The 26,042-nt window shown below is 59.0% G+C and carries 38 protein-coding genes; 4 read left to right on the top strand and 34 right to left on the bottom strand.

What is annotated here, in order from left to right; all coding sequences use genetic code 11:
• Nucleotides 1-11: 11 nt before the first annotated feature.
• From BN2154_RS12030 to BN2154_RS11915, 26 genes are all read right to left on the bottom strand, one after another.
• The gene (locus BN2154_RS12030; protein ID WP_050619003.1) at nt 12-815 is read right to left on the bottom strand and encodes a DNA adenine methylase; all 804 of its coding nucleotides are present in this window, start codon (nt 813-815) and stop codon (nt 12-14) included.
• Nucleotides 812-1,060, bottom strand: a complete 249-nt coding sequence (locus BN2154_RS12025; RefSeq protein ID WP_050619002.1) for a hypothetical protein — start codon at nt 1,058-1,060, stop codon at nt 812-814. The genes BN2154_RS12030 and BN2154_RS12025 overlap by 4 nt, the downstream gene beginning before the upstream one ends.
• Nucleotides 1,057-1,503: an ASCH domain-containing protein gene (locus BN2154_RS12020; protein WP_050619001.1), complete on the bottom strand. Its 447-nt coding sequence runs from the start codon at nt 1,501-1,503 to the stop codon at nt 1,057-1,059. Before BN2154_RS12020 ends, BN2154_RS12025 begins: the two co-directional genes overlap by 4 nt.
• Nucleotides 1,500-3,074: a ParB/RepB/Spo0J family partition protein gene (locus BN2154_RS12015; protein ID WP_050619000.1), complete on the bottom strand. Its 1,575-nt coding sequence runs from the start codon at nt 3,072-3,074 to the stop codon at nt 1,500-1,502. The genes BN2154_RS12020 and BN2154_RS12015 overlap by 4 nt, the downstream gene beginning before the upstream one ends.
• Nucleotides 3,075-3,096: 22 nt before the next feature.
• Nucleotides 3,097-3,285: a hypothetical protein gene (locus tag BN2154_RS12010; protein WP_050618999.1), complete on the bottom strand. Its 189-nt coding sequence runs from the start codon at nt 3,283-3,285 to the stop codon at nt 3,097-3,099.
• Between the two features lies 1 nt (nt 3,286).
• The gene (locus BN2154_RS12005) at nt 3,287-4,477 is read right to left on the bottom strand and encodes a Myb-like DNA-binding domain-containing protein (RefSeq protein WP_094762504.1); all 1,191 of its coding nucleotides are present in this window, start codon (nt 4,475-4,477) and stop codon (nt 3,287-3,289) included.
• A gap of 14 nt (nt 4,478-4,491) precedes the next feature.
• Nucleotides 4,492-5,352, bottom strand: coding sequence for an N-6 DNA methylase (locus BN2154_RS12000; RefSeq protein WP_050618997.1), 861 nt, complete (start codon nt 5,350-5,352; stop codon nt 4,492-4,494).
• 3 nt (nt 5,353-5,355) lie between these two features.
• Nucleotides 5,356-5,532: a hypothetical protein gene (locus tag BN2154_RS15845; protein WP_154666693.1), complete on the bottom strand. Its 177-nt coding sequence runs from the start codon at nt 5,530-5,532 to the stop codon at nt 5,356-5,358.
• On the bottom strand, nt 5,519-6,247 hold the full coding sequence (locus BN2154_RS16490; RefSeq protein WP_050618996.1) for a DNA translocase FtsK: 729 nt from the start codon (nt 6,245-6,247) through the stop codon (nt 5,519-5,521). The genes BN2154_RS15845 and BN2154_RS16490 overlap by 14 nt, the downstream gene beginning before the upstream one ends.
• A gap of 16 nt (nt 6,248-6,263) precedes the next feature.
• Nucleotides 6,264-6,776 carry a Holliday junction resolvase RecU gene (locus tag BN2154_RS11990; protein ID WP_050618995.1) on the bottom strand — a complete coding sequence of 171 codons (513 nt, stop codon included), beginning with the start codon at nt 6,774-6,776 and terminating at the stop codon, nt 6,264-6,266.
• Nucleotides 6,773-6,955: a hypothetical protein gene (locus BN2154_RS11985; RefSeq protein WP_050618994.1), complete on the bottom strand. Its 183-nt coding sequence runs from the start codon at nt 6,953-6,955 to the stop codon at nt 6,773-6,775. The genes BN2154_RS11990 and BN2154_RS11985 overlap by 4 nt, the downstream gene beginning before the upstream one ends.
• Nucleotides 6,956-6,959: 4 nt before the next feature.
• The gene (locus tag BN2154_RS11980; protein ID WP_050618993.1) at nt 6,960-7,577 is read right to left on the bottom strand and encodes a cell wall hydrolase; all 618 of its coding nucleotides are present in this window, start codon (nt 7,575-7,577) and stop codon (nt 6,960-6,962) included.
• Nucleotides 7,574-8,083, bottom strand: a complete 510-nt coding sequence (locus BN2154_RS11975) for a replicative helicase loader/inhibitor (RefSeq protein WP_154666692.1) — start codon at nt 8,081-8,083, stop codon at nt 7,574-7,576. Before BN2154_RS11975 ends, BN2154_RS11980 begins: the two co-directional genes overlap by 4 nt.
• A 4-nt stretch (nt 8,084-8,087) precedes the next feature.
• Nucleotides 8,088-8,891, bottom strand: coding sequence for a hypothetical protein (locus BN2154_RS11970; protein ID WP_050618991.1), 804 nt, complete (start codon nt 8,889-8,891; stop codon nt 8,088-8,090).
• 58 nt (nt 8,892-8,949) lie between these two features.
• On the bottom strand, nt 8,950-9,462 hold the full coding sequence (locus tag BN2154_RS11965; protein ID WP_050618990.1) for a single-stranded DNA-binding protein: 513 nt from the start codon (nt 9,460-9,462) through the stop codon (nt 8,950-8,952).
• On the bottom strand, nt 9,452-9,691 hold the full coding sequence (locus BN2154_RS11960; RefSeq protein ID WP_050618989.1) for a hypothetical protein: 240 nt from the start codon (nt 9,689-9,691) through the stop codon (nt 9,452-9,454). The genes BN2154_RS11965 and BN2154_RS11960 overlap by 11 nt, the downstream gene beginning before the upstream one ends.
• Nucleotides 9,684-10,067: a zinc-finger-containing protein gene (locus BN2154_RS11955; RefSeq protein ID WP_050618988.1), complete on the bottom strand. Its 384-nt coding sequence runs from the start codon at nt 10,065-10,067 to the stop codon at nt 9,684-9,686. Before BN2154_RS11955 ends, BN2154_RS11960 begins: the two co-directional genes overlap by 8 nt.
• The gene (locus BN2154_RS11950) at nt 10,064-10,594 is read right to left on the bottom strand and encodes a hypothetical protein (protein ID WP_050618987.1); all 531 of its coding nucleotides are present in this window, start codon (nt 10,592-10,594) and stop codon (nt 10,064-10,066) included. The genes BN2154_RS11955 and BN2154_RS11950 overlap by 4 nt, the downstream gene beginning before the upstream one ends.
• Nucleotides 10,591-11,202, bottom strand: a complete 612-nt coding sequence (locus BN2154_RS11945) for a hypothetical protein (RefSeq protein ID WP_050618986.1) — start codon at nt 11,200-11,202, stop codon at nt 10,591-10,593. The genes BN2154_RS11950 and BN2154_RS11945 overlap by 4 nt, the downstream gene beginning before the upstream one ends.
• Nucleotides 11,203-12,162: an ATP-binding protein gene (locus tag BN2154_RS11940; RefSeq protein ID WP_050618985.1), complete on the bottom strand. Its 960-nt coding sequence runs from the start codon at nt 12,160-12,162 to the stop codon at nt 11,203-11,205. It lies immediately after the preceding gene.
• Nucleotides 12,159-12,524, bottom strand: coding sequence for a DUF3846 domain-containing protein (locus BN2154_RS11935; RefSeq protein ID WP_050618984.1), 366 nt, complete (start codon nt 12,522-12,524; stop codon nt 12,159-12,161). The genes BN2154_RS11940 and BN2154_RS11935 overlap by 4 nt, the downstream gene beginning before the upstream one ends.
• A complete protein-coding gene (locus tag BN2154_RS16485) occupies nt 12,521-12,643 on the bottom strand; it encodes a hypothetical protein (protein ID WP_278320021.1) in 123 nt (40 codons plus the stop codon). The genes BN2154_RS11935 and BN2154_RS16485 overlap by 4 nt, the downstream gene beginning before the upstream one ends.
• A gap of 127 nt (nt 12,644-12,770) precedes the next feature.
• Nucleotides 12,771-12,995, bottom strand: coding sequence for a hypothetical protein (locus BN2154_RS11930; protein ID WP_050618983.1), 225 nt, complete (start codon nt 12,993-12,995; stop codon nt 12,771-12,773).
• Nucleotides 12,992-13,366, bottom strand: coding sequence for a hypothetical protein (locus BN2154_RS11925; protein WP_050618982.1), 375 nt, complete (start codon nt 13,364-13,366; stop codon nt 12,992-12,994). The genes BN2154_RS11930 and BN2154_RS11925 overlap by 4 nt, the downstream gene beginning before the upstream one ends.
• Nucleotides 13,367-13,574: 208 nt before the next feature.
• Nucleotides 13,575-13,802, bottom strand: coding sequence for a helix-turn-helix domain-containing protein (locus BN2154_RS16360; protein WP_050618981.1), 228 nt, complete (start codon nt 13,800-13,802; stop codon nt 13,575-13,577).
• A 33-nt stretch (nt 13,803-13,835) separates the two neighbouring features.
• On the bottom strand, nt 13,836-14,027 hold the full coding sequence (locus BN2154_RS11915; RefSeq protein WP_050618980.1) for a helix-turn-helix transcriptional regulator: 192 nt from the start codon (nt 14,025-14,027) through the stop codon (nt 13,836-13,838).
• 155 nt (nt 14,028-14,182) lie between these two features.
• On the opposite strand from BN2154_RS11915, the gene BN2154_RS11910 reads away from it, so the two are divergent.
• From BN2154_RS11910 to BN2154_RS11895, 4 genes are all read left to right on the top strand, one after another.
• Nucleotides 14,183-14,719, top strand: coding sequence for a helix-turn-helix domain-containing protein (locus BN2154_RS11910; RefSeq protein ID WP_050618979.1), 537 nt, complete (start codon nt 14,183-14,185; stop codon nt 14,717-14,719).
• A gap of 219 nt (nt 14,720-14,938) precedes the next feature.
• Nucleotides 14,939-15,553, top strand: a complete 615-nt coding sequence (locus BN2154_RS11905; RefSeq protein ID WP_050618978.1) for a hypothetical protein — start codon at nt 14,939-14,941, stop codon at nt 15,551-15,553.
• 189 nt (nt 15,554-15,742) lie between these two features.
• Complete coding sequence (locus BN2154_RS11900; RefSeq protein ID WP_050618977.1) at nt 15,743-16,939, top strand: tyrosine-type recombinase/integrase; 1,197 nt, start codon at nt 15,743-15,745, stop codon at nt 16,937-16,939.
• 198 nt (nt 16,940-17,137) lie between these two features.
• Nucleotides 17,138-17,389: a kinase to dihydroxyacetone kinase gene (locus BN2154_RS11895; RefSeq protein WP_050618976.1), complete on the top strand. Its 252-nt coding sequence runs from the start codon at nt 17,138-17,140 to the stop codon at nt 17,387-17,389.
• Nucleotides 17,390-17,429: 40 nt separating this feature from the next.
• Here the strand turns inward: BN2154_RS11895 and BN2154_RS11890 are convergent, their stop codons facing one another.
• The 8 genes from BN2154_RS11890 to BN2154_RS11855 form a co-directional block, all read right to left on the bottom strand.
• Nucleotides 17,430-17,984: a chromate transporter gene (locus BN2154_RS11890; RefSeq protein ID WP_050618975.1), complete on the bottom strand. Its 555-nt coding sequence runs from the start codon at nt 17,982-17,984 to the stop codon at nt 17,430-17,432.
• Nucleotides 17,981-18,514, bottom strand: coding sequence for a chromate transporter (locus BN2154_RS11885; protein WP_238075073.1), 534 nt, complete (start codon nt 18,512-18,514; stop codon nt 17,981-17,983). The genes BN2154_RS11890 and BN2154_RS11885 overlap by 4 nt, the downstream gene beginning before the upstream one ends.
• Before the next feature lie 649 nt (nt 18,515-19,163).
• Nucleotides 19,164-20,165, bottom strand: a complete 1,002-nt coding sequence (aes, locus tag BN2154_RS11875) for an acetyl esterase (RefSeq protein WP_050618972.1) — start codon at nt 20,163-20,165, stop codon at nt 19,164-19,166.
• Nucleotides 20,166-20,297: 132 nt separating this feature from the next.
• Entirely contained in the window at nt 20,298-21,464 is a 1,167-nt protein-coding gene (locus BN2154_RS11870; RefSeq protein ID WP_050618971.1) for a MalY/PatB family protein, read from the bottom strand.
• Nucleotides 21,465-21,560: 96 nt separating this feature from the next.
• Entirely contained in the window at nt 21,561-22,832 is a 1,272-nt protein-coding gene (locus tag BN2154_RS11865; protein WP_050618970.1) for an MFS transporter, read from the bottom strand.
• A gap of 238 nt (nt 22,833-23,070) precedes the next feature.
• Entirely contained in the window at nt 23,071-24,684 is a 1,614-nt protein-coding gene (locus BN2154_RS11860; RefSeq protein ID WP_050618969.1) for a sodium:solute symporter family protein, read from the bottom strand.
• A complete protein-coding gene (locus BN2154_RS16100) occupies nt 24,681-24,818 on the bottom strand; it encodes a hypothetical protein (RefSeq protein ID WP_195892351.1) in 138 nt (45 codons plus the stop codon). The genes BN2154_RS11860 and BN2154_RS16100 overlap by 4 nt, the downstream gene beginning before the upstream one ends.
• A gap of 73 nt (nt 24,819-24,891) precedes the next feature.
• Nucleotides 24,892-26,031 (bottom strand): acyl-CoA dehydrogenase, encoded by a 1,140-nt coding sequence (locus BN2154_RS11855; protein ID WP_050618968.1) that lies wholly within the window; start codon nt 26,029-26,031, stop codon nt 24,892-24,894.
• Nucleotides 26,032-26,042 lie beyond the last annotated feature (11 nt).

The following is a 26,042-nucleotide window of genomic DNA, read 5'->3' as shown; positions in this document are numbered from 1 at the left end:
GCCCCCATCTCTTAAAACATTCTTTCTTGGATTCCTTGTGGTTCAAAGTTCATCCACAGGACTTCCTTTCGTTTCGTCGCGGTCTGGGCAATGGCTGTTGCTTCATCTCGGTACCAGCCTGTCAGCGCATCGTCGTAGAGGTCGCTTTCATATCCGGAGAGGATTACCGGCCCGCGATGCGCTTTTAGAGCATCCAGTAGGTCAACGTGGTCTTTTTTGGACATCTCGCACCGATATTGCTTTCCGTGCCGTGTCTCCAGTAGATAAGGAGGATCGGCGTAAATCAGCACATTTGGAAAATTGAACCGGCGTATCAGCTCTACGGCCGGCCTGTTTTCGATTTGAACGCCCCGAAGTCGCTCTGCGGCTTGATAGACAACCTCCGGCGTTTTGCACCAGTAACCTGCAGCGTAGGCGGCCTCGCGGCCCTGCACGTCGTTTTTCCACCCCACTTTTTCGCCGGTTGTGCGGAAACCATGTCCCATCATCATTCTGACATAAAAGTCTACTGCGCGCTGAAATGGGTCAGTTTCTGTGTGTTGCGCGGCCCACGCGCGGTCGTAAACATCTCTGGCGTAGGGCGTCCAATAAATCGCACGGGCCAGCCGCTCCGGGTCGTTTCTAATCCAGTTAAATAAATTGACTACATTCCCATCCAGGTCATTCACCGTCTCTATGTTGGACCTCTGTTTTGTGAACAGTACTGCTCCGCTCCCAAAGAAGGGCTCCAAATAGCTGTGGTGCGGCGGAAAGTGTCCAATTATCCATTCGGCCAGTGACCACTTTGCTCCAGGGTATTTGATTACAGCATTCAACCTTTTACCCCCATGAAGCTTTCCCGAACACCCTTCTCAAATTCGACCACATGGAAGCGGCCGGCCGGGTGTACCCAGACCACCGTCCCGCGCATCGTCTGGGCGTTCTTGGCGTCGCTATCCGAAAAAGAGATGGGCTTGCGGTAGACTACATCGCCCACCTGGACGCGGCCGCCGGTCGCCGGCGCCGGCGCCGGGGCGGTGCGCCCCGATACCGGCTGGGATCTCGCTCGCTTTTTCTTCATTCCAGGCTTCCCTCCCAAGTCCAGAGTCCTTGCCTCCCGGAGGCTTTCACCGGCGGGTCCACTGGGACCATCACATGAAACTCCCACGCATACCGGCCAATCGAAAAGTCACCCAGGTCCAACTCCTGGGGCGACAGCTTCGCCCGGAAGTCCTCTGTAATCAGATTGCAACGGGTCAGAATCGCCTTTCCGACGATGGCCCCGGTAGGTAACTGGTCAAGCGCCCCAGGCCGGATGAAGAGGCCGTCCAGCCGCTCCAGCACATTCCACCCGCTCCCTTCCTTGTCGGCGGCCAGCGCGTCGATAGTTCGACGCACCGGCCGCATGGCGGCGTGAATGGCTATGGGGCCTCGGTAGGCGGTGGCCCAGCTCCGGGTTTCGTATTTCTTCTGGCCGGACACCAGCAGTGAGGCCCAGGGCTGCCAAATGGTGAGGGCCTTCATCCGTCCACCTCCTGGAACAGCTCATGGGTGCCGTCCTGGAGGGCTTTTTCTTCGTCGGACATCTCATATCCGAGCTCGGTGAGAATCTTATACAGGAAGTCCAGGCTTTCGTTTTCCTGGTAGGCGCAGGCCATGCTGTGCTTCGCGGAGTCCCAGCGCCACCAGAAATAATTTACTCTCTCGTCGTCAAAGGACGCGTAGGCGGTAGCCAGAAGAGCGTATTCCGGGCTTTCTTTCGACCGTTCATCAAAGGCCGGGATGTCGATTTCATCGTTCTCGGTATCAATGCCAATGCCCAAGAGCTCGGACATCATGGCGTCGTCGGGATCATCGTGGCCCCGGAGGAGCATCCCAGCAACAAACCGGCAGACAGTCGCCACGTTCTTTTTCGCCGCCGAAAAGTCCTTGATGAATGCGTATCGGGCCTGGTATGCTGCCCTGGAGATAGTTTCAAGCTCTGCGTGCCGGCGCTCCAGCTCTGCCTTGATTCGCTCCGCCTGGGCCGCCGCCTCTGTGTCCTCCGGCTCCTCAACGATCTGGCGATAAAGGTCTACCTGGTGCATTCCCACACAGAAGAAGTAAGCTACGGTGTCCGCGTCATCGGGGCGCGTCACCTCGTCTTTCTTGTTCCAGGTGCCGTAATTCCGCACATACCGCATGGTGGAGTGGTCCACCTTCTCAACCTGAGTCGCAAAGGCGGAAAGGGCCTGCACCCGCTCCGCGATGAGCTTGCGGCTTTTCTCTGTCTCGATGGCGCTGGCCAGCTTCTGCCGGAAGTTGTTGGTGCCGATGGCCTCCAGGACCTCATTCTTCAGCTCCGGGTCGTCGATCTTGTCCAGCTCCATGTAATCCATGAGGTTGGCACCACGACTCACGGAAGCCTTGAATTTCTCCTGGTCGAGCTCCAGTAGCTTCACCCTGCGCCGCACGGTCGTCTGGGAGAAGCCGGACTTCCGGGCGATCTCGTCAATGCTGTCCCCCAGGTCGAGCATCATCTGGAAGCCCTGGGCCTGCTCGTAAAGGGTGAGGTCGGCCCGCTGAATGTTCTCCATGAGCATGGTCTGCACCTGGCTCCGAAGGTCCATATCGGTGATGACGCAGGGCAGCTCTTTCAGCCCGGCCAGCTTCGAGGCTGCGAGCCGGCGGTGGCCGATGACCACGGTATAGCCCTTCTGCCAGGTTTCTCCCGTGATTTCCCCGGTCACGGTGCGGGGGACAACGGTCAAATTCTGGAGGACACCGTTGGCCTTGATGCTGTCGGCCAGCTCGGTCAGGTCGCCCAGGTCTTTCCGGGGGTTGTCGGGGTGAGGATAAAGTTGTTCGACGGGGATGTAGACCAGGCCGCCGTCGGAGGTGTCGTCATCGTCATCGTCGCCCAGCGAAGCAAGGAGGGCTTCGTCCATCCGCTCCCGATCCCGCCGGTCACGGATCTCCTCCTGGTCGTCGATGTAGTAGCCTTTGCGGGCGTTCGCTGAGTAGTATGGGCACTCCAACTCCTTTCGGACATACTCACATTTTTTCCGCTCGCACTCGACCTGCAGTGGGCAGCGGTCATTGATTGATTTTTTCATACAAGCTCCTTTCGTGGCCGGCTTATCCCTCGGCCGGGGAATTTGATGTGATACGGTGCGTCTCGGGGTCCATGTGCCGGAGAAGCGCCTCCAAGGGCCACCGCTCCGGGCAGGTGTATATCGCTTTCCATCGGTATGTATGGACCGGCTGGCTGGTGTTGCCGAGGACATTCGACATGGCGACCGGCTCTTTTCTCTCCAGGAAGAACATCTCACACCTCCTTTCGGGTATATCCGTTCATGCGGCACCACCGGCGCTGAGCCTGTTTCTTCCTGGCCGTGCGGCAGGCCAAGCAGAAGCGATTTTCCTTGCGCTCATAGAAGGTAGCCCCGCAGCGGGCGCAGTATTGCGGGGGTATGCGGCGGAACTCTGTGCAGGAATCGCAGTCCTTGCACCCGGCGGCGCATCCGTCGAAGTCATCCCAGTTCATGCACATAAACCGCTGCCAGTAGGGGTCATACCCGAGGTCGTTCATCCTCTTGCGGAGCAGTGCCGCCAGCGTGGAGAGGTCGCGCCGGACCTGCTGTCTGGTGCGCGAGATATAGAAGCCGTGCTTGACGTCCATCTCCGGGGCTCCGGATCCCCAGGGTCCGTCGCCGAGCATTTCACGCACCTTGTCCATGTTTTCGGTCAGGTAGTCGTTGTAGACCTTGGAGCGGACACATTTCTCCGACCGGCCTACGGCCTTCCCGATGGCGGCGTAGCTGTCGCCATTGCGAATACCGTCAACCAGTGCCTCAAAGTCCTCCGGTGACCATGTCCCGCGCTTCCCGGTCAACTCCATAGCCACAGGCCGGTCTTTGATACCAAGGTCGCGGCAACGGCGGGAAATCGCTCCATGGGAGCGGTGCATCATGTCGGAAATTTCGGCCCACGAATACTTGTGCAGGCTGACCAGCATTTTTAGGCGGGAGTCCTCTGTCGGTGTCCATGCGTCCTTTCTCTGAAGCGCATAGGCCTCATAATCTTTTCGGCGCTGCCCCGGCAGCCAGTCTGGTTCCTCCCCCAGTGCCAGGGGCTCCATTTTGGAGAAATCCAGGAAAGAGCGGTTTTTCTCGGCCCACGCCCAGAATTCACCCAGGTAGACCACACGGATCGTCGATGCTCCCCGCCGCTTGTAGTGCAGGGGGAAGCCCCGGTTTTCCACCCAGCTTTTCATGAAATACTTATCCGATGATGCCCCGAAGCCAAGTGCGCGTGACAGTTGGTGCAGGGTGATGTATTCTCCACTCTCCAGGTAGGGCGGAAGCCCCAGCCGGTTTACCCTTACCATGATAGCGTTTTTTGTGCGGTTCAAGTGGCGGCAGATTCCATCGACCGTCACGGTACCCCAGCTCTCCCGGAGGTAGTTTTCTTCCTCCGCCGTCCATGTCCTTTTCCCAAGCGGCGGCGATACGCGCATTTTCTCCCCTCCCATCAAAACAGTGTCAGCTGGCCGCCCTTGCCCTCGGACAATGTAGGCCCATTTGTGCCTGGCGGCTCCGGGGCCAGCGTTTCCGCCTGGCCTTTCGGAGCCGCCGTGAACAATACGCGATCCATCTGCACCCACAGCCGGCGCCAGTGCCAAACGTCCCGGAAGTACATGGGCGTGTACCAGACGTTTGGTCCGTCGCGAGGAATGAGCCCATGAGGATCAATCCCTGTTATGGGGTGGGAGATACTGTCGTCTATGACCACATACCCAGGGCAGCCCATGAGGCTCAGCTGGATATAGCACATCATCCCTGCCAGGAAGTCGATGTCTTGGGCCACGAACAGCACCGACGTCTGGAAGTTGATGTCGTGGCCAGGGCGGCGGCACTCGTTTGCAAAGGCAATCAGCAGGGCCCCTGCCCCGCAGGCCGGATCATTGACGGCCACCCATCCCTTCTGCTCGATGCGCGCCTTGAAATCGTCACCGTAGGTCATGGTGGACATCGCCCGGCACACGGAGTACGGGGTGAAGAACTGACCCTTCCACTCGTTGCTGAGGCCGAGGGCCATAAAAAGCTCCCCGAGGAGGTCTTGGTCGGGCTCTCGCTCCATTTCCATGGCTACCTCCGCCAGCATCTGCGCGAATACCTCCAGCTCCTTCAGGGAATACCGGGAGGCGTGATTCGTGTACTCCCGCTCCCGGGCCTCCCGGTGAGGGCCGCCCAGGACGTTCGCAATGCTGATGGCGGACATGATGATGAAGTCCTGCCACACTTCCCACCTGGAGTAGCGGCCGCACAAGCCGTCCAGCAACTTGACGATATTCTTTTGGCACTCACCACGGAGACGGATGGCCTTTCCCATGACTTACCCCTCCGCTTCCGGCGCGCCGCCGACGGCCTTCGCCTGGATGGCGGCCTTGGTCTTGGCGATGACGGACTTGACGCCCGCATCGAAGCCGCGCTGGTAGACCGTCTGGAGATATTTCTCCATTTGGGTCTTGTCCATGTGCTTCACGGCCTTGTAGTCCTCACGCCTCATCATCGCTCTCGCCCTCCTCGCTGTCATCGTCATCGGGGAGGTCGCTGGGAAGCACCTCTCGCGGGTCGGAGCCGTTGTAGGGGCCGACCACGCCCAGATTCTCCAAGGCATCCAGGAGGCGGGCGGCCTTGGCATAGCCTATATTCATGCGCCGCTGTAAGAGGGCCGTGGTAGCCTTGTTCTCGCCCCGGACGATGCGGGTAGCCTCTTGGATGTCCGGGTCATTCTCGTCGAGCTCCTCGCCCCCGGGGATCTCGCCGTCGTCCTCGTATTCCTCCAGGGGCTCCGCACCCTCCGGCACGGGCGGGGCCTCGCTGTCGTCGGCCTCGTCCTCGTCGATGACAGGCATTACGCCGGGGCGCAGGGCGTTCTTCTCCATCACGTCCCGGAAGAAGTACTGCTGCCAGTAGGCGATCATCTTCACCAGGACATTCTCGATTTTCCCCCGGAGGGTCTTGCTGATGGTGAAGGTGCCACCGGTGACCTTCGTCTCCAGCACCCCGTCCTCGAAGATCCAGGTCATGGAGGCGTCCGGGCTCCGATAGCCGACCTCCTCGACATTCTCCAGCATGGAAATCTGTGCGTCCATGCCCTGCACGGGCTTGATGGTGAGGGTGATGGGATAGCGGTCTTTGATGAAGCGGAAAACAAGGTCATGCTCGTCGCATAGGCCCTGCAGCTTCTTCTTTTGGGCCTCGTACATAGAAATCTCGCTCATGGTAATCTCCTTTCTTTCAGTCGAGCAGCTGCAGCGTGGCGTTCCACGCCGTATGTACTCGGTATTGCTCCAGGTCGGCCTCAATGACATACTTTCGGCCAAAATGCTCTTTCATGCTGCGCCAGATGGCCCAGGGGATGCGGTAGACCTCGCCGGAGCCAAAGCCGGCCAGAACATAGCACCGCGCCCCAAGGCGCTCGTGCCGGTCCAGGTACTCGCCCTGCTCCCGTTCCACGCGGTCCTGCTCCATCCGCTCCTTTGCCGTGAACTTTGCCTCAAACATGACGGTGCGGCCGCCCTTGATGACGCCCTTATAGTCGGGCTGCGCTTTCTTCTCAAAGAAAGCGATGAACTTTCCGTTGCCCAGGTTCTTTGTCGGGCGCATGGGCTCAGGAGTCTTTTCGATGATGGCGTACCCCCGGTCACGGTAGTAGGCAAAGGAGGCGTCCAGGCGTTCCTCGAAGTGTTTTCCCTTGGCCTTGCTGATTTTTCCCATCAGCTGGCGGAGGGGGTCCTTTTCCTTGGTCATTCGATGTAGCCTCCCAGATAGCACCCGCCGGCGAAAAGCCCGAGTCCCAGGAGCGTCATCCAAAGGATTTCAGGGAAGTCAAGGGTGCCGGTGTCGCTGCCGCCTGCAGCTCCAAGCATGAGGAATAATCCGGCCCAGGCTGCAGTTCCGCAGATTGTTCGGAATTTCTTTTTTCTCATAAGCTCACTCCCAGACATAGGCGTAACAGAACACATGGCCGCCGATCTCGCCCCACACCCGGTCATTCTCTCCGCTCCGGGAGAAGAACACCACGTCGACCGGCAGGATGGACGGGCCATATAGCGCCGCGTCGATGGCGTCATACTGGGCCTGCCCCGGCTCGGCCGCGGACAGGAGGCCGATGGTGGAGAACTGCGGCACCGCAGTACCCTCCCCCTGGTGCAGCACCTCGCTCACGCTGTCCGGGAAGTCCGAGGAAACCGCTCTGTTCAAAACGACTTCGGCCACCGCCTGCTGTCCCTCGGCCGGCTCTCCGCGGGCCTCCAGGTAGATGATCGCCGCCAACTCGTCGCGCTCAGCCTCGGTCATGGAGACATCCGCATATCGTGCCACCACCTTCGGCATCGGCTCCGGGGTCGGGACGACCCCTACGACATAGGTAGGCTCCGGCCGCAATACAGCCGTTTCCTGGGGCGTTGCCTCCGGGGTGGTAGATACCTCGCCCGCCACCGGCTCCGCCTCGATACGGGCAATTACCAGCGTTGCAACGACCGCCAGGAGCAGCGCCAGTACGATACGCTGCGCCCAGGCCCGGCGGCGGTAGCTTTTTCTCGTTCTCATGGACTCAACTCCTTCTTTTTCCCGGAGGTCAGCTGCGCCACCGCCCCGGGCACTTCTTTTCGTATCAGCTTTTCGTACACATCCCGGAACTCGTAGTAGTTCCAGCGCTTTCCGTCCTTGGACACAAGCCCCCCGGGGCCGCCCAGGGCATTGACCACGGCCTTGATATCGCTCCCCGGCGGTAATCGTTGATACCACTCTTCTGGGGACTCTTCCAGGAGCCGGGACCATTTGACATCGTTCCAGGCGCGGTCGATGCGGCTTTGAACGTCCACGCCTACGGCATCAGCTTGCTCTTTGAACTCTGCGATAGAGGGCGGGAATTTGCAGGCCCGGCACAATCGGATAACTGCTTGCTGGCCGGTCCAGAAGTCCACATCGGAGAGGCAGGCTGCCCAGAGTTCGATGGTCGGCCCCAGCTTGGCGACGCCACCCTTGAACATTTCAGCGTTGGGCCACGCAAGGAGCATGACACTAAAAATCTCCGTCATTTCCTTCTTGGTCACGTCATCACCCCTCGCCGAATAGCTCGTGGAGCTCTCGCAGATCCTCCACAGCGCCCTGGGATGTGCTTTTCCGCGTACCGCCCGCAGAAGCCGGCGCCCTTTCAAGTCCCCAGCGTCCCTTGCTGCACTTCCTGATGACGAGGTTCCAGTCCTTCCACTTGTTCTTATTGCCTGTGGTCTGGGCGGCTTCGTCGACGTAGGTGATGCATCGGGTCAATTCGTCCGGCCCCAAGTCACGGGTGAGGCGGTCCATCTCCTCATCGGTGAGGCGCACCCATCCGTATTGGCCGCGCTTGTGGCGCACCTGCCTTTCCGGGGGAGCTTCCGCACCGCCGGACGACGCTGCGCCGGTGTCGCTTTCTGGATATGATGAAGATGGAATTCTTCGCTCCACCCGATAATCGTAAGGCACCGTCACCGTCTCACGCCGGTTGTACTTTTCGGCCAGAAACCTACGGAAATCACTGCATTTTATGGCGCTGATTTCTGCCAAAAGGGGCTTGTCCAGCTTCTCCGACCGTGACCAGTTGTACTTGTCCCAGTTGATAATCAGGAGTTCTTTGGTCGGCGCGGAGTATCGAATAACCTCATGGGTCCTGTCCAGGCGCTTCAGCAATCGCTCCACCGAGTCGGTGTTGTAACCCGTCTCATACGCAATCTGCTTCAGGCTGATCTCATAGCAGCCGCAAAGGTTGGTATGCGGATTTGTCATGCAGTAAAGGTAGATGTACTTATCTTCCGGGGTGAAATCATCAACGATTTTGTTGTCCTCCCAGAACGAGGTGCTCACATTTCTGTACCTTGCCATTGAAATCACCCCCCTTTATGGGAAGCGGGCCGCCGCCCGAAGGGACGGCCCGCACGGGTCAGAACGGGAGCTCCCCGTCATCGTCATCGCCCAGCTCCGTGAAGTCTCCGCCGCCGTAGTTGGATGGCGGATAGCCTCCGGCCGGCGGGCCAGACCGCCCAGCCGGGGGCGGCGCATAGCCTCCGCCATACCCGCCGCCGTAGGCGTCCTGCGGGTAGCCGCCCTGGTAGCCGCCACCTCCGTCCCCGTCTTTCTTGGAATCCCCGAAATACACGTTGTCGGCGACGACCTCGGCCGAGCGGCGCTTGTTTCCGTCCCGGTCCTGCCAGGGGCGGATCTGCAGCCGCCCCTCCACCACAGCCATGCGGCCCTTTGTAAAGTACCGGGATACAAACTCGGCGGAGTTTCGCCATGCTACCACGTCGATGAAGTCCGTCTCTTTCTCCCCATTCTGGTTCTTGAAGTCGCGGTCGACCGCCAGGGAGAAGGAGGCGACGGCCGTGCCGCTCTGGGTGCGGCGAAGCTCTGGATCACGGGTCAGCCGACCCATGATGATGATTCTATTGAGCATCGCCCTCCACCTCCGGTTTGCCCAGGAGCACCTTGTTCCGGGCCTTCTTGATGGCATCCAAAACGGTGCCAACGGCATACTTGTTTTCGCCCAGGATCGTGGCCTCCAGGACGTCGCGCTCCGCCTCAGCCCGCACCAGCTCCTCAAAGCGATCCTGCGGCACCAGCACGAAGCCGGGCTCCAGGCACAGCTGCGCCAGCAGCTCCTCGGGGCTTCTCTTTTCATCCATGTGAACTTCCTCCTCTCGTTTCGTTCTCGATGATATGAATGGCCTTGCGACACTGCGCCACATCGAACATCCCGATATGGGTCTGCTCCACGGGCAAGCCCATCTTCTGGGCCAGCCATCCATAAGCCGCGTTGCGGTGGCCGCGGAAACGCCCCCGCTGCCACAGGGGGTCGAAAACGGCGTGGGCCCGCTTCTTCCAGTAGCGGAGCTCCGCGTTGGCCAGCCGGCCCAGGGGCTTGTCGGTGCCCTTGTGAACACCGACGTAGGCCATGCAATTCCGGCAGAGGTACATCATGCCGTAGCTCTTGCCGTAGACGACCTTGCTGTCCACATACTCAGCCTGACAGCCGCAGTAGTCGCAGTAAACTTTTCTCATTCCTTATTCCAGTCCTCCTTGTACCGGGCCAGCTGCTCCGGGGTGTCCGTCTCGATGCCCAGCTCCTTGGCTACCTCGATGGCACCGTCAATCAGCCGGGCCATTTCCTTGCTGTCCATGAGGTGCGTCTGCTTGTAGACCAGGTAGCATTTGAACATCTTGCCGTTCTCCACGCGGGTGTCAAAGCATTTCACATAGGGGTAGATGGTGGACACATCCACGGAGGCGGGGAGCTTGAAGCCCACCGTCAGCCCGTCGGCGTCCTTGGCCAGCGCCCCATACTCCACGACGAGGGAGGCTTTGGTAGCTTCGTCGCTGCCGCCGCGCTCGGCGGCGATCTTGTTCACCAGCACATGGAAATAGGCGTTGGCGGATTTGGAGCGTTTCTCCCGGTACTTCTTGATTTCGATGTCCAGCTCGGCGTCTTTCAGCCGCTCATAGTCCTCGCGGTAATCCCGGTCGACCTCCACGGTGATGCGCTGCTTGCGGTTGAGCCCGATGGTCAGGTCGACCAGCCGCCCCCTCATAGGGCCAGCCATTTTTCTTTGTAGAGCGGGGCCAGCTCCAGGGCATCCAGCCATTCCAGAAAGTCTGAAATGGTGGGGATGATGCTGGGCGTCTCCTCGCGGTAGTACCGCTCCGTCCAGACCTCGGAGCCGTTGCTCACCAGGTAGGTGAAAGACTTGGCCTCCGGGACGATCTCGAAGTAGGTAGGGTGCTGGGTGCTGCTGAAATACTTGCCCCGGTCGTAGCTGCTGGAGAATTTGATGTCCTTGATGTCGCCAGCCTTGAGGCAATCCAGCCGGCCATACAGCACCAGCTCAGTGTCCCGGACGGTGATGATCCGGCGGGCCTTGTACTGGAGAATGCCACCCCGGACATACCCGGCGACCTTTTGCGCGGCGTCATACCAGCGATTTTGAGTGTCGCCGGCGCCGTTCACGATGTCAGTCACCAGGTCCTCGAAGTCGATGCCCTTCTGCATGGCCTCGGTGGTGGGGGTCGGCTCCCGCCGGAGCACCTGGAGGAACTCGGCATAGGGGTCCCGCTCGGTACTGGCGTCCTCGTAGGGGTTTTCCTTCATGGCGTAGAGCCAGGACGACAGCAGAGAGTGGGTCATCAGATACCGGGCCATTTACTCCGCCCCCTTTTCTCCCTCCGCCGGCGCTGGGGTGTACTTTTTCAGCACCTTGTCGTAGAACAGCCCGAGCTCCTTGATTTTGGCGTTGAAAGCCGCGTTGACTTCTTTCTTGGAGGTCAAGGCGTGGTTGACGGCCTTGATTTTGGACATGGCGGCGTTGGCACTGTCGGCATCGGTGATACCAGCGACGATTTTCCGCCCCTTGGCCATAGCCGCCTCGTAGGCTTCCTGCTCCTCTGCGTTCTGAGCCACTTCTGCGGCGGAGAGCGCGTTGTACTGGGCAAAGAGCCGGGTCAGGAAGTCGTTGGGCTTATCCGGGCCCAGCTCGGGGACCTGCCAAACGCCGTGAATGCCCCGGGTGCCCTTGGCGAAGTACCGCTCGCAGTTGGAGAAGCCGATGGTGCGGTTGTTGCCCTGGATCTCCACGAAGCCGCCCAGGTCCATCGGCTCCCAGACGTTGTTCTTGGTCTGGCCCTCGACCTTGATGCGTAGCCGGGTGTTGTCCCCGTCCTTCTCCTCGATGGCGTGGAACACCACGACGATGTGCTTGTCCAGCTCGTAGAAGCAGTAATCCATGAGGCGCTGGAACTCGCGGCCGATGAAGCCGTATCCCTTGAGGGAGAGGGAGCCGTCCCGCTGGCCATACTTGACGTCTTTCTTGATGGCCCACTGAGACATGAGGGAAATGAGCTTCCCGCCGGTGTCAAAGACCAGCGTGTCGAAGTCCTTGACGTTGAGGGGGGTCAGGTCCTCCAGGATCTCGTCGTAGCTCTTGGGCTGGATGTAGGGCTTGCGGTACCGGGGCTCGATGCGGTCGATGCCGAAGTCCACGTCAATGTGCAGGGGACGGGGGGCGGACAGGGCCAGTGTAGACTTACCGATGCCAGGGTAGCCGGCAATCAGCATACGAATCTTCTTGGTGCCCTCCTGGATTTCGTTGGGATTTCTAATCATTGTTCTGCTCCTTTCAGCTTGAATGCTTTAATAAGTTCCTGCGCCACCTTCTCGGCGCGGTCTTCGGGGATGCCGACGATGTCCCGGCCATCCGGCGTCCATCTCTCGGCCATGATGACGATGTCTCCCACGATGGGCGAGCCGTGGAACTGCGTCCCGTAGAGGAGCGACCCGGCCCGGTTGAGCGGGAGGTCTTTGAGCAGCCCCTCTTCGTTGACGATCATGCAGTACGGGGGCTGGAGGCCCTGCGGATGAACGAGCTCGATGTAGCCACCGACAACCGCCCCCAGGCTTTTATTGAGCGGGGCCGCAAAGTCCCGAACAGAGACTTCGTCCGCGGTGGTGATGACTACGCCTTTCACCGGGACACCCCCGTTCTGGTGAGCTGGATCAGCTCATGGCACCGGAAGCCAAAATTATCTCGCCGATACATCTCGGTCAGCTTGAAGTGAGCCTCGTCGTACACGCTGGAACAGTTCAAGAGGCCCTCGGTCTTGTCCGGGTGGTAGGCTCTGAACGCAGCACAGGCCGCGTGGCCATCCGGGGCCTCGACCTCCGTCCAGCCGCCGACAAACGGCTGGCCCTAGGTGCCGTAGGTGAAATAGAATTTAGGCATCTTCGCTCCTTTCAGGGAAGCAGTCTTCAACTTCCCATGCGTCCTTGGTTTCCATGCACACGTCGCAGCCGACGTATGCACCGCATCGGTCTTTGTAGACGGTTTCGCACTCCTCGCCGCAGATGGGGCAACGGGGGCAGCGGGGCTCCTTTCCGTCCGGATAGCCGGTGCGCTCCAGGTTTTGCACGACCGGGTGATCCGGCAGGTCATAGTTCACGCTTCCACCTCCCCGGCAAGATACCGGCGCACCAGGGCGGTCATGAGCTCCTGGGCGGTGGCATATCCATCGGCTTTCATGCGCTGTTGCAACGCCTCCATATCGGCGTCCTCCAGGCGGCAGGTGATACGGCCCGTCAGCCGGTGGCGGTCTTTCTTCCGCCGGCTGACCTTGGTACCGCCAGGGGCAAATTTCTCATACAGGGCCTTCATGGCATCCGGCCGTATAGAAATTCCGTAGTCGTCGCCGTTCTCGCACTTGCTCTGCATGGTCTTGTCGTACTTGGGGTAGAGCCCCTGGACGACGGCCACCATGTCCTTGGCCGGCAGGCCCAGGTCAATTCGGAGGGCTCTCAGTTCATTCTCGGCCATAGCGGCACCTCCAGTCGCCCTTGACTTCCAGCTGGCCGGCTGATAGACTGGGCTTGGTTCTATTTTCGTGAGGTCGTTCCCGTAGCAGCGGGGGCGGCCTCTTTTCTGTCTCCCGGCAGTCGCACCGCTCTCCGGGGTCGAGATGCGCACCGCAGAGGGAGCACACTCTGAAATACATGGGGGTATATCAGCTCCTTTCATCTCCCATTTATGCTCGCCTGACTTGGCGCAATGCCCGAGCCGCCTTTACGTCCGGCCGCGCCGGGTGCGTCGCGCGGGCCAAATACTCAGCTAGCGCCTCTTCGGTAATCCAAACCTTCCCGCCGGGCTTTCGCTGTATGTAGGCAAGGTGGCCGCTATTCCGCTCGGCGTCCAGCGTCATAACCGTAATGCCAAGCCGTGCAGCTGCTTCTTTGCGGGTCAACAGTGCGCCCATTGCATCAACTCCTTTCGGTCACTTTAAGTGACATCAATCCTCAAAAAAAAGCTGCTGGATCGTCACACCGAAGTAATCAGCAATCCTTTTCTTGACATCGTCCCGGGGGATTCGTTTATTGCACTCATACATTCCGAGCGCGGAAGAGGAAATACCAATGGCCGCAGCCACCTTGTCCCTACTCCGATCCCCACGAAGCTCCTTAAGGCGTCTCCCAAGGTCCATACTTGTCTACCCCCTTTCTCATTTGGCTGTCACTTCAAGTGACAAACCGAGCATACCACAGGCCGCTGGGCTTGTCAACACTTTCCGTGACATTTTTTCTTTTTCCTCTTTACTTTTGTCACATTTCGTGATAACCTTGCATTGAGGTGATTTGCGTGAGTAAATTTTCCGATACCCTTGTCTATCTAAGAAAAAGGGCGGGTTTTTCGCAGCAAGAGTTGGCCGATAAGATGGAGGTTTCCAGAAGCTTGGTCGGTATGTATGAGTCCGGGCAGCGGATGCCGAGTTACGAGATGCTGGAGGCCCTGGCCGACATCTTCAACGTCAATATTGATTTTCTCACTGGCCATGAGGACAGCGGCGAGATGTCGAAGGAATTTAGGGAGAAGCTGGCCCACATCATCGAAACGCGGGACAAGGCCGATCTGGCCGCAGCTGGCGTTGACTTATACGAAGTGGGGCTCATTATCAACGGGGCTGTCCCGCTTTCTTTGGACATGGCTTGCCAGTTGGCGGAGCAGCTCGGCGAAAGCCTTGACTCGATGCTTGGGCTGGATGCAGCAAAGTCCGCCCCCGGCAGCGGGAGCGGACTGGACATGGAAATAATCAATATGCTCATTTCTCTTTCTGATGACAAGAAGGCAGAGGCGGTGAACTACATTCGCTATCTTGCAAACGGCGCAAGAAAGTGATCAGCTCCTGCTTTTCAGGGGCCGACAGTTGCCCCAGCATGTGAATTACCTCTTTCCACTCGGTCGCTTTCATTGATTTCAGCTCCTTATCGAAAAGTAGCTGCCGGCAGTATCGTCATTATAGCAAAAGAGAACAGATTTTTGTTGGAAACGATATAAAATTACTTTTGACATTATTCGCAGATATACGATGAATTTCATCAACAAGGAGGGGTCTTTGTGAATAAAAAGCTCCGCATGATGCTATTACCTGTCCTGTGCGCCGCCCTTGTCTCCGGGTGTAGCTCTGCACCAGAGCAGGCAGACCCTATCACAATAGAAGTTTTGCCCGGGGATATAGCCTGTGGAGATGCATCTATTTCACTGTCTGCGGTTTCTTTTTGTGAAGTTTACGCCGATCACGGCTACACTGGCTATTGCGTAGCGACCGTGGATAGGGCTAACCTTTCCGATGACGATGTGTATTGGATGCTGAACAGGGATTCCGGGGATATCCAGGCGGAACTTCAAGTTAATGCTTATATCTCCAGCGAGGGTAATGCTCTTGATGGCGAGCGGATGTCTCAGCTCCAGACCATTTACAACAGCGAAAATATCTATTTCATGTTTTACACCCAAGATGTCCAGCGTGAACATCTGGATGATTTTGAAATCAGCCTGCAAATAATCGCGTCGCCACAAAAAGACCTGACGGCAACAACGACCCAGTATTACTACTACGGCCAAAGCGCCGAAGCTGGTGTGGATTACTCTGACTACGATAGCGTTCTTTCCGAAGCTGAAAAAAGTGTCCTTGTTGACGCACTCAATGCGAAAATTGACAGCTTGAGTTGATGTCAGCGTCTGCTCAGCTACCGATTTTTTGGCGAGCACGATACCGTATGCAATACGGTATCTATACTGTTCGCGCGCGCGCACTGTTTCTGTATCTGTTACTGCATACTGAACTGTAAGCTGTATCTGTAACTGGGTACTGTAATCTATCTAAGCAAGTCTATCAGTAGAAGAACAGGGGGTGACAATGTGGCTCGGCCCAAGAAACCGACTTATGAGTGGATAGAGAGCCGGAAAGAATTTCGCAAGCGCATAAAGGGGCCGAACGGAAAGTACATCGCCCTCTACGCGCAAACCCCCGAGGAGCTGACCGAAAAAATCGCCGTCGTCCAACGCCAGATCGAGGAGGAGGTCTACCGCAGGGAAAACCCTACCGTCAAGGATTATGCCGAGAAGTGGCTTACTATGCAAGCCGCGCACATCCGAGCCACTACACTGGCTGACTACACCTCCAAGGTCAAAATCTACATCATAGCGCCCCTGGGGGAGAAATACATGGCCGAGGTGACACCGGACGATATTAAGCTGGCGATCTCCAAGGCAGCAGAGAAGTCAGCCTCTATCTACCGCAGCGTTCAGATGCTCTACAAGATGATTTTTGGCTCCGCTCTGGAGAATCGCATCATCGACGAGAGCCCGTGTAAAAACCTCAACCCCAAGGGAGGGCGGGCCCCAAAGGAGAAAAATGCGCTTACCGATAAGCAGGTCAGTATTTTGCTGGATGCCATCCGGGGATTACCGCCGTATCCGTTTGTCATGCTCTGCCTATATGCGGGGCTCCGTCGAGAGGAGGCCCTGGCGCTGCAATGGGATAGCGTTTTCCTGGAGGGGAGCGCCCCTCACATCTCCGTCTGCAGGGCCTGGCACACTGAGCACAATAGGCCAGTCATATTGACCGACCTGAAAACCAAGGCGTCCAAGAGGATCATCCCGATCCCTCCCCAGCTGGTGGACTGCCTAAAGGCCGTCAAAGAAGCAAGCCAGTCTGAGTATGTGATTTACAACCGGGACGGTGGGCCGCTATCCGGTACCCAGTGGGCGCGACTCTGGAAGTATGTAACCGTGCGAAGCACAAAGGAGCGCACATACACCAGATATGTCAAAGGCCAGAAAATCAAGCACACGGTCACGCCGGTGCTTGGAGAGCGGGCCGCTCACAACAAGACCGTCATTTACAGCATGGACTTCCAGGTGACGCCGCATCAGCTCAGGCATACCTACATCACGAATCTGCTCTTATCTGGCGTTGACGTCAAGACCGTTCAGGTGCTGGCCGGCCATGAGCACGCGAAAATCACCCTGGACATCTATGCCCACTTGACCTATAATCAGCCCAAAGACTTGATCTCCAAGGTCACGGCCGCCTTCGCTTCCAGCCCAAAATGAGGTTCATTTTGAGGTGCATTTTTGGAGATGTGGCTTATACCCGTTGAAAATAAAGGGGATTTCACCAGAGGGCGCAAGAAATACGGTCTGAAGGCCGCCCGCCGTGCGCCTCAGTTCAGCAAGCGCTGATTTGTCTGTCGCATTCGGAAAGCCGCCACAGACGTGGCGGCTTTCCTTGATCAGAGAGGAGAACACGGGATGCTGGAATACCGTTTTGACACTCAACTGCTTATCGAGGGGGAAAACCTCTCGGAGGATGGCATTCACGACTATATCACGCAGAACATCCCCGGCGACTGCCTGCTGGCGGTGGGGGACGAGGACCTGATCAAGCTCCACTTTCACACCAACGAGCCCTGGAAGGTGCTGGAGTACGCCGCTTCACTGGGGGATATCTTTGATATCGTGGTAGAGAACATGGAGCGCCAGGAGAACGGACTGCAGGGCTGAAAATACATCGGAGGAGCGCCGCTCCTCCGATGTATTTTACTTATACCAGGGAATAGAGCACAAGCCCCGCCGCGCCGCAACCCGCCATGACCCAGATGGGGTTGGGCTTCCACCGGCGCAGGACGAACAGGGCGGCGGCAAAGAGGGCGACCGCCACAAAGTCCACGCCGGAGAGCAGACGGTTTCCCGCCAGCAGGGCCCGGAGCAGAATGGACAGGCCGGAGGAGGCGATGAGGGCCACCACGGCAGGCCGCAGGCCCTGGAGCACCCCCTTGACCAGACTCAGATTGCGGTATTTGTAGTAGAACCAGGCCAGGGTCAGGGCCACGATACAGGAGGGTAGGATACAGCCCAGAGTGGCGATCAGGGCGCCGGGGAGCCCAGCGATCTGAATGCCCACAAAGGTGGCCGAGTTCAGGGCGATGGGGCCGGGAGTCATCTGGGAGATGGTGATGATGTCGGTGAACTGGGAAATGGTGAGCCAGCCGTTTTGCTCCACCACCTGGTGCTGGATGAGGGGTAGGGCGGCATAGCCGCCGCCGAAGCTGAACAGACCGATCTGGAAAAAGCTCCAGAACAGGCGGAGCAGAGTCACGACACCGCCCCCTTTCTTCGGCTCCACAGGGTGTCGGCCGCCCCGATCAGGCCGCAGCAGAGGATAATAAGGACCACGCTGACCTCGGCGAACCAGGCCGCGCAGAACGCCGCCGCCAGGACCGCGGTGTAGAGCGCGCGCTTTTGCCGCAGGACGCCCCTTCCCATGGTGAGGACCACATCGCAGATGACGGCAGCCACCCCCGCGTTCATGCCCCGCAGGACCAGACTGACGACGCGGTTGTCCCGGAAAGCCACGTAAAACAGGGAGATGACCGACAAAATGATTAGGGGGGGCAGGGCGGTGCCGCACACCGAGACCAGGGCCCCGGGTACACCGGCCATCCGATAGCCCACCAGAATAGAGGTATTGACCGCCATGGCCCCCGGCGAGGACTGGGCGATGGACACCAGGTCCAGCATCTCCTCCTCGTCGATCCAGCCCAGACGGCGGACAAACCGCTCCTTCATCAGGGGGACGATGACGTAGCCGCCCCCGAAGGTGAAGGCGCTGAGCTGAAAGGTGGACAAAAACAATCTCCAGAAAGAAAAATTCGCCCGCTGCAAGGGTATCCCTCCTTTGGCTGATCTCAGTATACCACTTGTCAAACAATTATGGAAATACTATTATATGATAGAAAACATAAGGAAATTACGATGGAGGGAACAACGCGACCCGGGCCTCGGAAGCCCAGCCCACCGTGAGCCAGGCGGTGGCCGAGCTGGATGGGTATTCCGGGGGAGGGTCAAACCTTTGAGCGGCTGTCCCGGCGGCTCCACCTGACGGCGGCGGGAGAGCGCTTCCGCTCCTACGACTCCCACGTTGCCCCCCCCCTTCGACGAGATGGAGAAGGACCTGCGGGACTGGGACAGCTTCGGAATCCTGCGCGTGGGGCCAGCATTACCGTTGGGAAGGATTGCTTTCCTCAGAAAGATTTATGCCACACTTCAAGGTCTGACTGACGTCAAGCACAAAAGCTCCCCCCGCATCGCTGCAAAAGCGTACCCACACAGCCTGCGGGTTTGAAGGGAAAACAGCTTTGTATTCGTCCCTCCTCTTGCGAAAGCACAAACAAGAACAGGCCCAGCCCGGGTTTGACCGGGTAGGGCCTGTTCTCTCTGTTTCGTGTTTTTCTTTCCTTGCGGGATGTGAGGCCGGTTCCGTTCCGCCTTACCGTGCTTACTGGTCCAGATGGGCCTTGAAGAAGGCGCCGCTGCGCTCCAGGCACTCCACCGCCTCAGGCATCATGCGACCGTAGTGCATAAAGGCGTGGAGGACGCCGGGAACGATATCCACCTGAGTGGGCACATTGTAGAGCTTCATAAACGCCTCCAGGGTCTTGGTATTGTCCAGCAGGGGGTCCAGGTCACCGCAGCACATATAGACAGGGGGCATTCCGAAGGACAGGTCGTTGAGGAAGGCGGCGTAATAGGGGTTCTCCTGGTCTTCGGGGGTGGCATAATAGTTGATGTAGGCGGCCAGGTCGGAGCGGCGCATCCCGTCCAGCAGAGTGCCGTAGAGCCGGAAGGAACAGGAGTCCATCATACCGAACGCCCCATAGTACAGCAGCAGGGCCTTGACAAAAGCATTGCCGCCGGGGGTGTCTCGAAGGTAGAGGTTCAGCCCCAGAGCCAGATTAGCTCCGCCGGAGTCGCCGCCCAAGGCCATCTTGTCCGGGAGGATGCCGTACTCGGCACCGCGCTCCTGGAAGTAGCGCACCACCGCGGCGGCCTCGTACAGAGGGATGGGGAATTTGGCCTCAGGGGCCAGGTGGTAGTCCACACCGATGACACAGCAGCCGCTGGAAGCCATGACAGAGCGCATCATACGGTCATGGGTGTCGTTGCTTCCCACGGTGTAGCCGCCACCGTGGATAAACACCACCGCATAGTGCTCTGGCTTGTCGTCGGGATAGTAGATCCTGGCGGGCACATCCCCTATGGGGCCGGGCACCATGACCTCCACGGTCTTGAACGCCTCGGGGCCGCCTTCGTTCCAGAAGCGGCGCTCCTGCACATACTTCACCCGAAGCTCATCCCAGGAACAGTTGGTGTCGAACGCATCGGCAGCGTGTGCGGCCTGATAATCGACCACCTTCCGCATACTCTCGCTGAGCAGGGGATAGGGATCGGGCTTGTTGCGCTCATAGTCGGGCTTGCGGTCAGGCATGAAGAATTCCATGATGAATACCTCCTTATTCTTTTACAGCAGCTATTTTGGGAGCCGCTTTAGCGCTCCGGCGGTGTACTTGCCAGGTGGTAGCGATCTGCCCGCGCAGCGCCAGGCACTCCGTTTTGACGATGCATACGGCGCTTACCGCTGATCCATAGCGGCCTTGAAGCGGAGCAGGGCCTCCTCCAGCACTTTCCGGGTGCAGGCCAGATTGATCCGCTCAAAGCCGTCCCCAGCTGTGCCGAAGATGTAGCCATCGTCCAGGAACAGTTGGGCCTTCTCCTGAAGAAACTTGGCCAGGGTCTCGCCGTCCATGCCAAAGCAGCGGCAGTCGAACCAGCACAAATAGGTGCCCTCCAGATCGGCTACCCACACCTCAGGGAAATGCTTCGCCATGAACTCCTTAAAATAGAGGTAGTTGCCCCAGATGTGCTCATTGAGCTGATCCACCCACTCGGCGCACTTCATATAACCGGCCTCCAGAGCCCGGAGGCCGAAGATGCTGTAGGTATAGCAGCCGGAGATGTTTACCTCGTTGTTCAGCTTATCGCGCAGCTCGGGGTTGGGGATGATGGCGTTGGCCACGCAAAGGCCCGCCAGAGAGAAGGTCTTGCTGGCGGCACAGCACATGACGCAGTTGTTGGCGTACTTCTCTCCCAGCGTGGGGTAGCTGACGTGCTTGTGACCGGGCATGATGATATCGAAGTGAATCTCGTCGCTGACCACCAGCACGTTGTGCTTCAGGCAGATATCGCCCATACGGCACAGCTCCTCTTCGCTCCACACCCGGCCCATCGGGTTATGGGGGGAGCACAGCAGGAACATCTTGCACTGCTTGGCTTTTTCCTCAAAGTCGTCAAAGTCCACCTCATAACGGCCTTCCACCAGACGGATGGGGCTCTCCACCACTTTGCGGCCGTTCAGGTTCACCGCCCGGTAGAAGGGGTAGTAAACAGGGGTCAGGAGCAGCACATTGTCCCCGGGCTGGGTGAAGGCTCGGACGGAGGCGTACAGCGTCTGGACCACACCGTTGGTCTGGATGATCCAGTCCTTCTGGATGTCCCAGCCGTGGCGGGTGGACAGCCAGTGCTTGACGGCGTCGGCGTACCGCTGGCCCCACCAGGTGTAGCCCCACATGCCAAACTCGGCGGTGCTCTTCAGCTCCTCGATGATCTCAGGCGGGGAGAGCAGTTCCATATCGGCCACGGACAGGGGCACCACACCCTGGGCGGGGTTGGGGCCGATGGCATCCCACTTGGCGGACTCCATGCCCACACGGGAGTGGGCGGTGTCGAACTCAAATTTCATTGCTGAATCGTTCCTTTCTCGGATCTTTTGCTTGGCAAGCAAGTGGGGAAACGCGGAGCAGCCGCATGGGGGCAGCTCCGCGTTAGGGGACGGGGATTACTTCGCAGAGGCGGAAGCGGAGCTGCGGTATTTCTTGATGAGGCGCTCAGCCAAGAAAGAGCACACCAAGCCCAGCACCATGGCGCAGCAAGCGGCAATAAATATTTTTTGGTAGCCGCTTGTGCCGGTGGGGTCAGCCTCCAGCCACTTACCGCACAGAGAGGTGTAGAAGGTGTCGGGCAGGAAGCCGATTAGAGAGGCGATGCCGATGACGCTGCCCACGACGTTCTTGGGGGTGCCGCTCTCGTCCACGGTGGCGTAGTACAGGGCGCGGAAGAAATACACGGCCATGGAGGCGACGATGGTGAGGATCATCACGGGCCACAGTACGGCAGCGGAGGCGGGAACGAGGGTCATGCCCACGAAGCACACGATGCCCACGATGCCGGCCCCGATCATGGGCAGGCTGGAATTCTTCAGCTTGGCGGCCAGCACGGCGGCGAGGGAGGCGGCAATCAATTGACAAATAATGGCCCGGTAGTTGGTGAAGGTGACGGCGATCTCGGTGGGCATGCCGCAGAATTTCTGGAGGTAGGGGGCGTAGTAGCTGGAGGATGCGTACGTCATGGAGCCGCAGAAGATGAGGCCGGCCAGCACATAGGTGATGGGGAGCTTGAAGGCCACGCCCATGGCCTTGATGCTGTCGAGCAGGGAGTCGTTGGTGGCATGCAGGTTGTTGAACTTGGGCATGAGCAGAGCCAGGGCGATGCCCACGGCGATCATGATGACGGATACCACGGCCACGATGGAGCCCATGGCTTTGGAACTATCGGAGCGGAACAGGTTGAACAGACCCACGCAGATGGTGGTGACAATGAGGCCCACCACGCCGCGCATGGCCTCCAGGCTGCCGAACATGCTGCCCTGCTCATCGGCGTCGGCCAGCAGGTTGACACACTTGACGGAGGAGGACCAGAAGGTGAGCACGGTGGTGACCGCCCACAGCACGTGGATGAGCATAAGCATGGAGTAGCTGGGCCAGGTGGCTTCCCACAGGCCCAGGATGCCAGTGCTGATCATGGAGAAGACCAGCAGCTTCTTGGGGTTAAATTTGTCGGCGATCCAGCCGCCGGGCAGATACAGAATCACGTTGGCGATACCGTAAACATTGAGCAGTTTGCCGTAATCCGCGTCCCGGCCCACCAGGCCCATCGCCTCCTGGAGGGGGGTATAATAGGTGTACATGAGGTAGGGCAGCACGTAGATGGTGTTCATGGCCAGAACCAGCAGGATGAAGGTCAAAAACTTGGCGGTTTTGTTTTTCTTCATGACAGACTCCTCCAAAATTTTTTATTTTGTTTGATTGGGCCGAATTGCCGCGGGCTCTCGCTTCTGCTCTCTTACCCCCTCTGAAAGGCAATACCGAGTAAATGGCCAATATGAGCATGTTGGGCTCCGCCTCGGCGCACATGCCGGGCAGGCGGGCCACCGCCCATCCAAGGGCCTTCCTCAGCGGGGCAGCCGGCAAAAGGGGGATATTCCTCTTCGCGACGCAGATGTGAGCCGGTCAGATCAGGCCGTTGTAGGGCAGAGCCCAGGTCAGCAGCAAAAACAGGGTTGTAAGGACCCCCATGACGATGAGGAGCCAGCCGTAACGCCGGTCGATCTGGTACTCACGGGCCGCCCGCTCCCCCTGGGGCAGCACAAGCAGCTTGTCCCGGTAGGCGGACTCCTCCGGCGTCACCGGGCGGAGCTTGGAGCCAATGACCGCGAAGGCCAGGCTGAGATACAGCCCGATGAAGAAGGGGTCCAGAAAGTTGATCAAGATGCTATGGAAGGGGCCTGCCCCGAAGCCCACCAGACACTTCGAGAGGATGAAGCCCAAGAAGCCCGCCGTCATGGACCACCGGGCTCCAGTGGCGGACAGCTTGCCAGACAGAATACTGCCCACGCCGGGCACCAGCCAGGAGGCGGCAATAATGGTGGAGGCAAACCAGGAGATCACTCGCACGCCGCCCAGGCCCAGATAGGCCAGGATGAGGGAGACAATGCCTACCGCCAGCATAATAACACGGCTGGTGTGCAGCTGATGTTTCTCGTCCTTGAACGCTACGGGGAAAATGTCCGAGGTCACCGAGAAGCCCACCACCGACAGGAAGGTGGAGGCGGAGGAGAGCCCCGCGGCCATGATGCCGGCCAGCAGCAGGGTACCCACCAGCTTGGGCATAACGTTGAACGCCGCCCAGATAAGCACCCGCTGGGGATCTTCCAGATTGGGCGCCAGATTGATGACCGAGATGGACATGAGGTTTACGTACAGCAGAAACACGGTGGTGCACACGGCGGCCACCGCACCGGCGCGGAAGATGACGTGCTCGTTTTTGGCCATCAGGTTGCGTCCCGCCTGCCAGGGAGAGACGCCTACAGTGATGAACCAGATGATGCCCATGGTGACGGCATACATCACCGCGCCGAACACGTCGGACGCTCCGGTGCCGGGGATGTTGCCATGATAATCCAACAGGCCTTCAGCGGCGGCGGGGTTATTCATCAGGTTCTCCAGCAGGCTGCCCAGACCTCCCTGGGCGTTGAAGATGTAGGGCCCGGCGATAATGGCGGCCACGATGAACACCATGAACATCATGGTATCGGTGATGATAACGCCCTTGGAGCCGGAATAGAAGGTAAACGCGGTAAAACAGGCCCACGCGATGAACAGGCATAGCTCGTAACTCAGCCCGGTGAGCTCCTGCATGAGGATACCCACGCCGGTGATGCAGGCCAGCAGGTAAGCGGTCAGCGAGATGATGGTAATGATGCCCGCGACACGGCGGATGCGGGGATCCTTGTAGCGGACACCGAAGTACTCGGGCATGGTGCCGCACTCAGACCGGCGGAGGTAGCGGCCGAAGAACAGCGGACCGAACACATAGCCGCAGGCGCACATGGAGTTGAGCAGCACCAGAGTGGTGATATTTCCGGTGTAGCAGAAGCCCTGATCCCCCATAAAGCCATTGACCGACAGCATGGAGGCAAACAGGGTTCCGGCGATGAGGATGGTCGGGGCGTTGCGGCCGCTGACGTAATAGTCGTCGATATCCTTGACCTTACGTCCCGCCGACAGGCCCACGACCAGGTAGACTACGATGCTGACGATGACGCCGAGGAAGAAGACGTTCATGCGCCGCCTCCGTTCCGCTCCCCTTTGTCCTCAGAAGTCCACTTTTTTTCCTCCCACCGCAGATAGATGTTCATGAAAATTCCGGACAAAACCAGGAAGCCGCCAATGAGGATGGAGTAGAGGATCTCTCCCACTTGATCGAGCTCCTTTCTGTGAGGGAGGGCGCCAGTGGAAGGCGCCCTCCGGGTCAGATTGTTGGACAGGCTTTTACAGGCCCATGCGGGAGGAGATGACCATTTTCTGAACCTCAGAGGTGCCCTCGTAGATCTCGGTGATCTTGGCATCCCGCATCATGCGCTCTACGGGGTAATCCCGGGTATAGCCATAGCCTCCGAAGAGCTGTACCGCCCGCCAGGTCACCTCACGGGCAGTCTCGGAGGCGAACAGCTTGGCCATGGCCGCCTCGGAGGAATAGGGCTCCCCGGCGTCCTTGATGGCGGCCGCCCGGTAGACCAGCATCCGGGCAGCGTCCACCCGGGTTTGCATCTCTGCCAACATAAACTGAGTGTTCTGGAACTTGGAGATGGGTCGGCCGAACTGGACCCGATCCTTGACGTACTTCACCGTCTCGTCGATGGCGCCCTGGGCGATACCCAATGCCTGAGCGGCGATGCCGATGCGCCCGCCGTCCAGGGTCATCATGGCAATCTGGAAGCCCTTGTTGAGCTCGCCCAGCAGGTTCTCCTTGGGCACTTTCACGTCCTCGAACACCAGCTCGCAGGTGGAGGAGGCGCGGATACCCATTTTCTTCTCGTGACTGCCGAAGCTGAAGCCCTCCATGCCCTTCTCCAGGAGGAAGGCGGAGATGCCCTTGTTGCCCGCGGCCTTGTCGGTCATGGCGAACACCACGTATACGTCGGCCACCTCGCCATTGGTGATGAAGACCTTGGAGCCGTTGAGCAGCCAGTGATCCCCTTTGTCCTCCGCGGTAGTACGCTGCATGGCGGCGTCGGTGCCGGCGTTGGGCTCGGTGAGGCCGAAGGCGCCCAGCTTTTCGCCGGTGGCCAGGTCGGGCAGGTATTTTTCCTTCTGCTCCTGGGTGCCGAAGTGCTCAATGGGCCAGCAGCACAGGGAGGTGTGGGCGGAAATGGTGACACCGGTGCTGGCGCAGGCCTTGGAGATCTCCTCCACCGCCATGACGTATTCCAGGGTGCCCATACCCACACCGCCGAACTCCTCGGCGACAGGAATGCCCAGAAGGCCGATCTCGCCCATCTTGGGGATCAGCTCGAAGGGGAAGCGCTCCTGCTCGTCCAGCTCGGCGGCGATGGGACGCAGCTCCTTGTCAACGAACTCCCGGAACATGGTCTGCATGAGCTGCTGCTCGTCGTTCCATTTAAATTCCACGGAAAAACTCT

It is taken from the genome of Intestinimonas massiliensis (ex Afouda et al. 2020), from assembly GCF_001244995.1.
Lineage (GTDB): Bacteria > Bacillota > Clostridia > Oscillospirales > Oscillospiraceae > Intestinimonas > Intestinimonas massiliensis.
The sequence above is the reverse complement of the archived record's forward strand: the minus strand, read 5'-3'. Positions and strand labels throughout refer to the sequence as shown.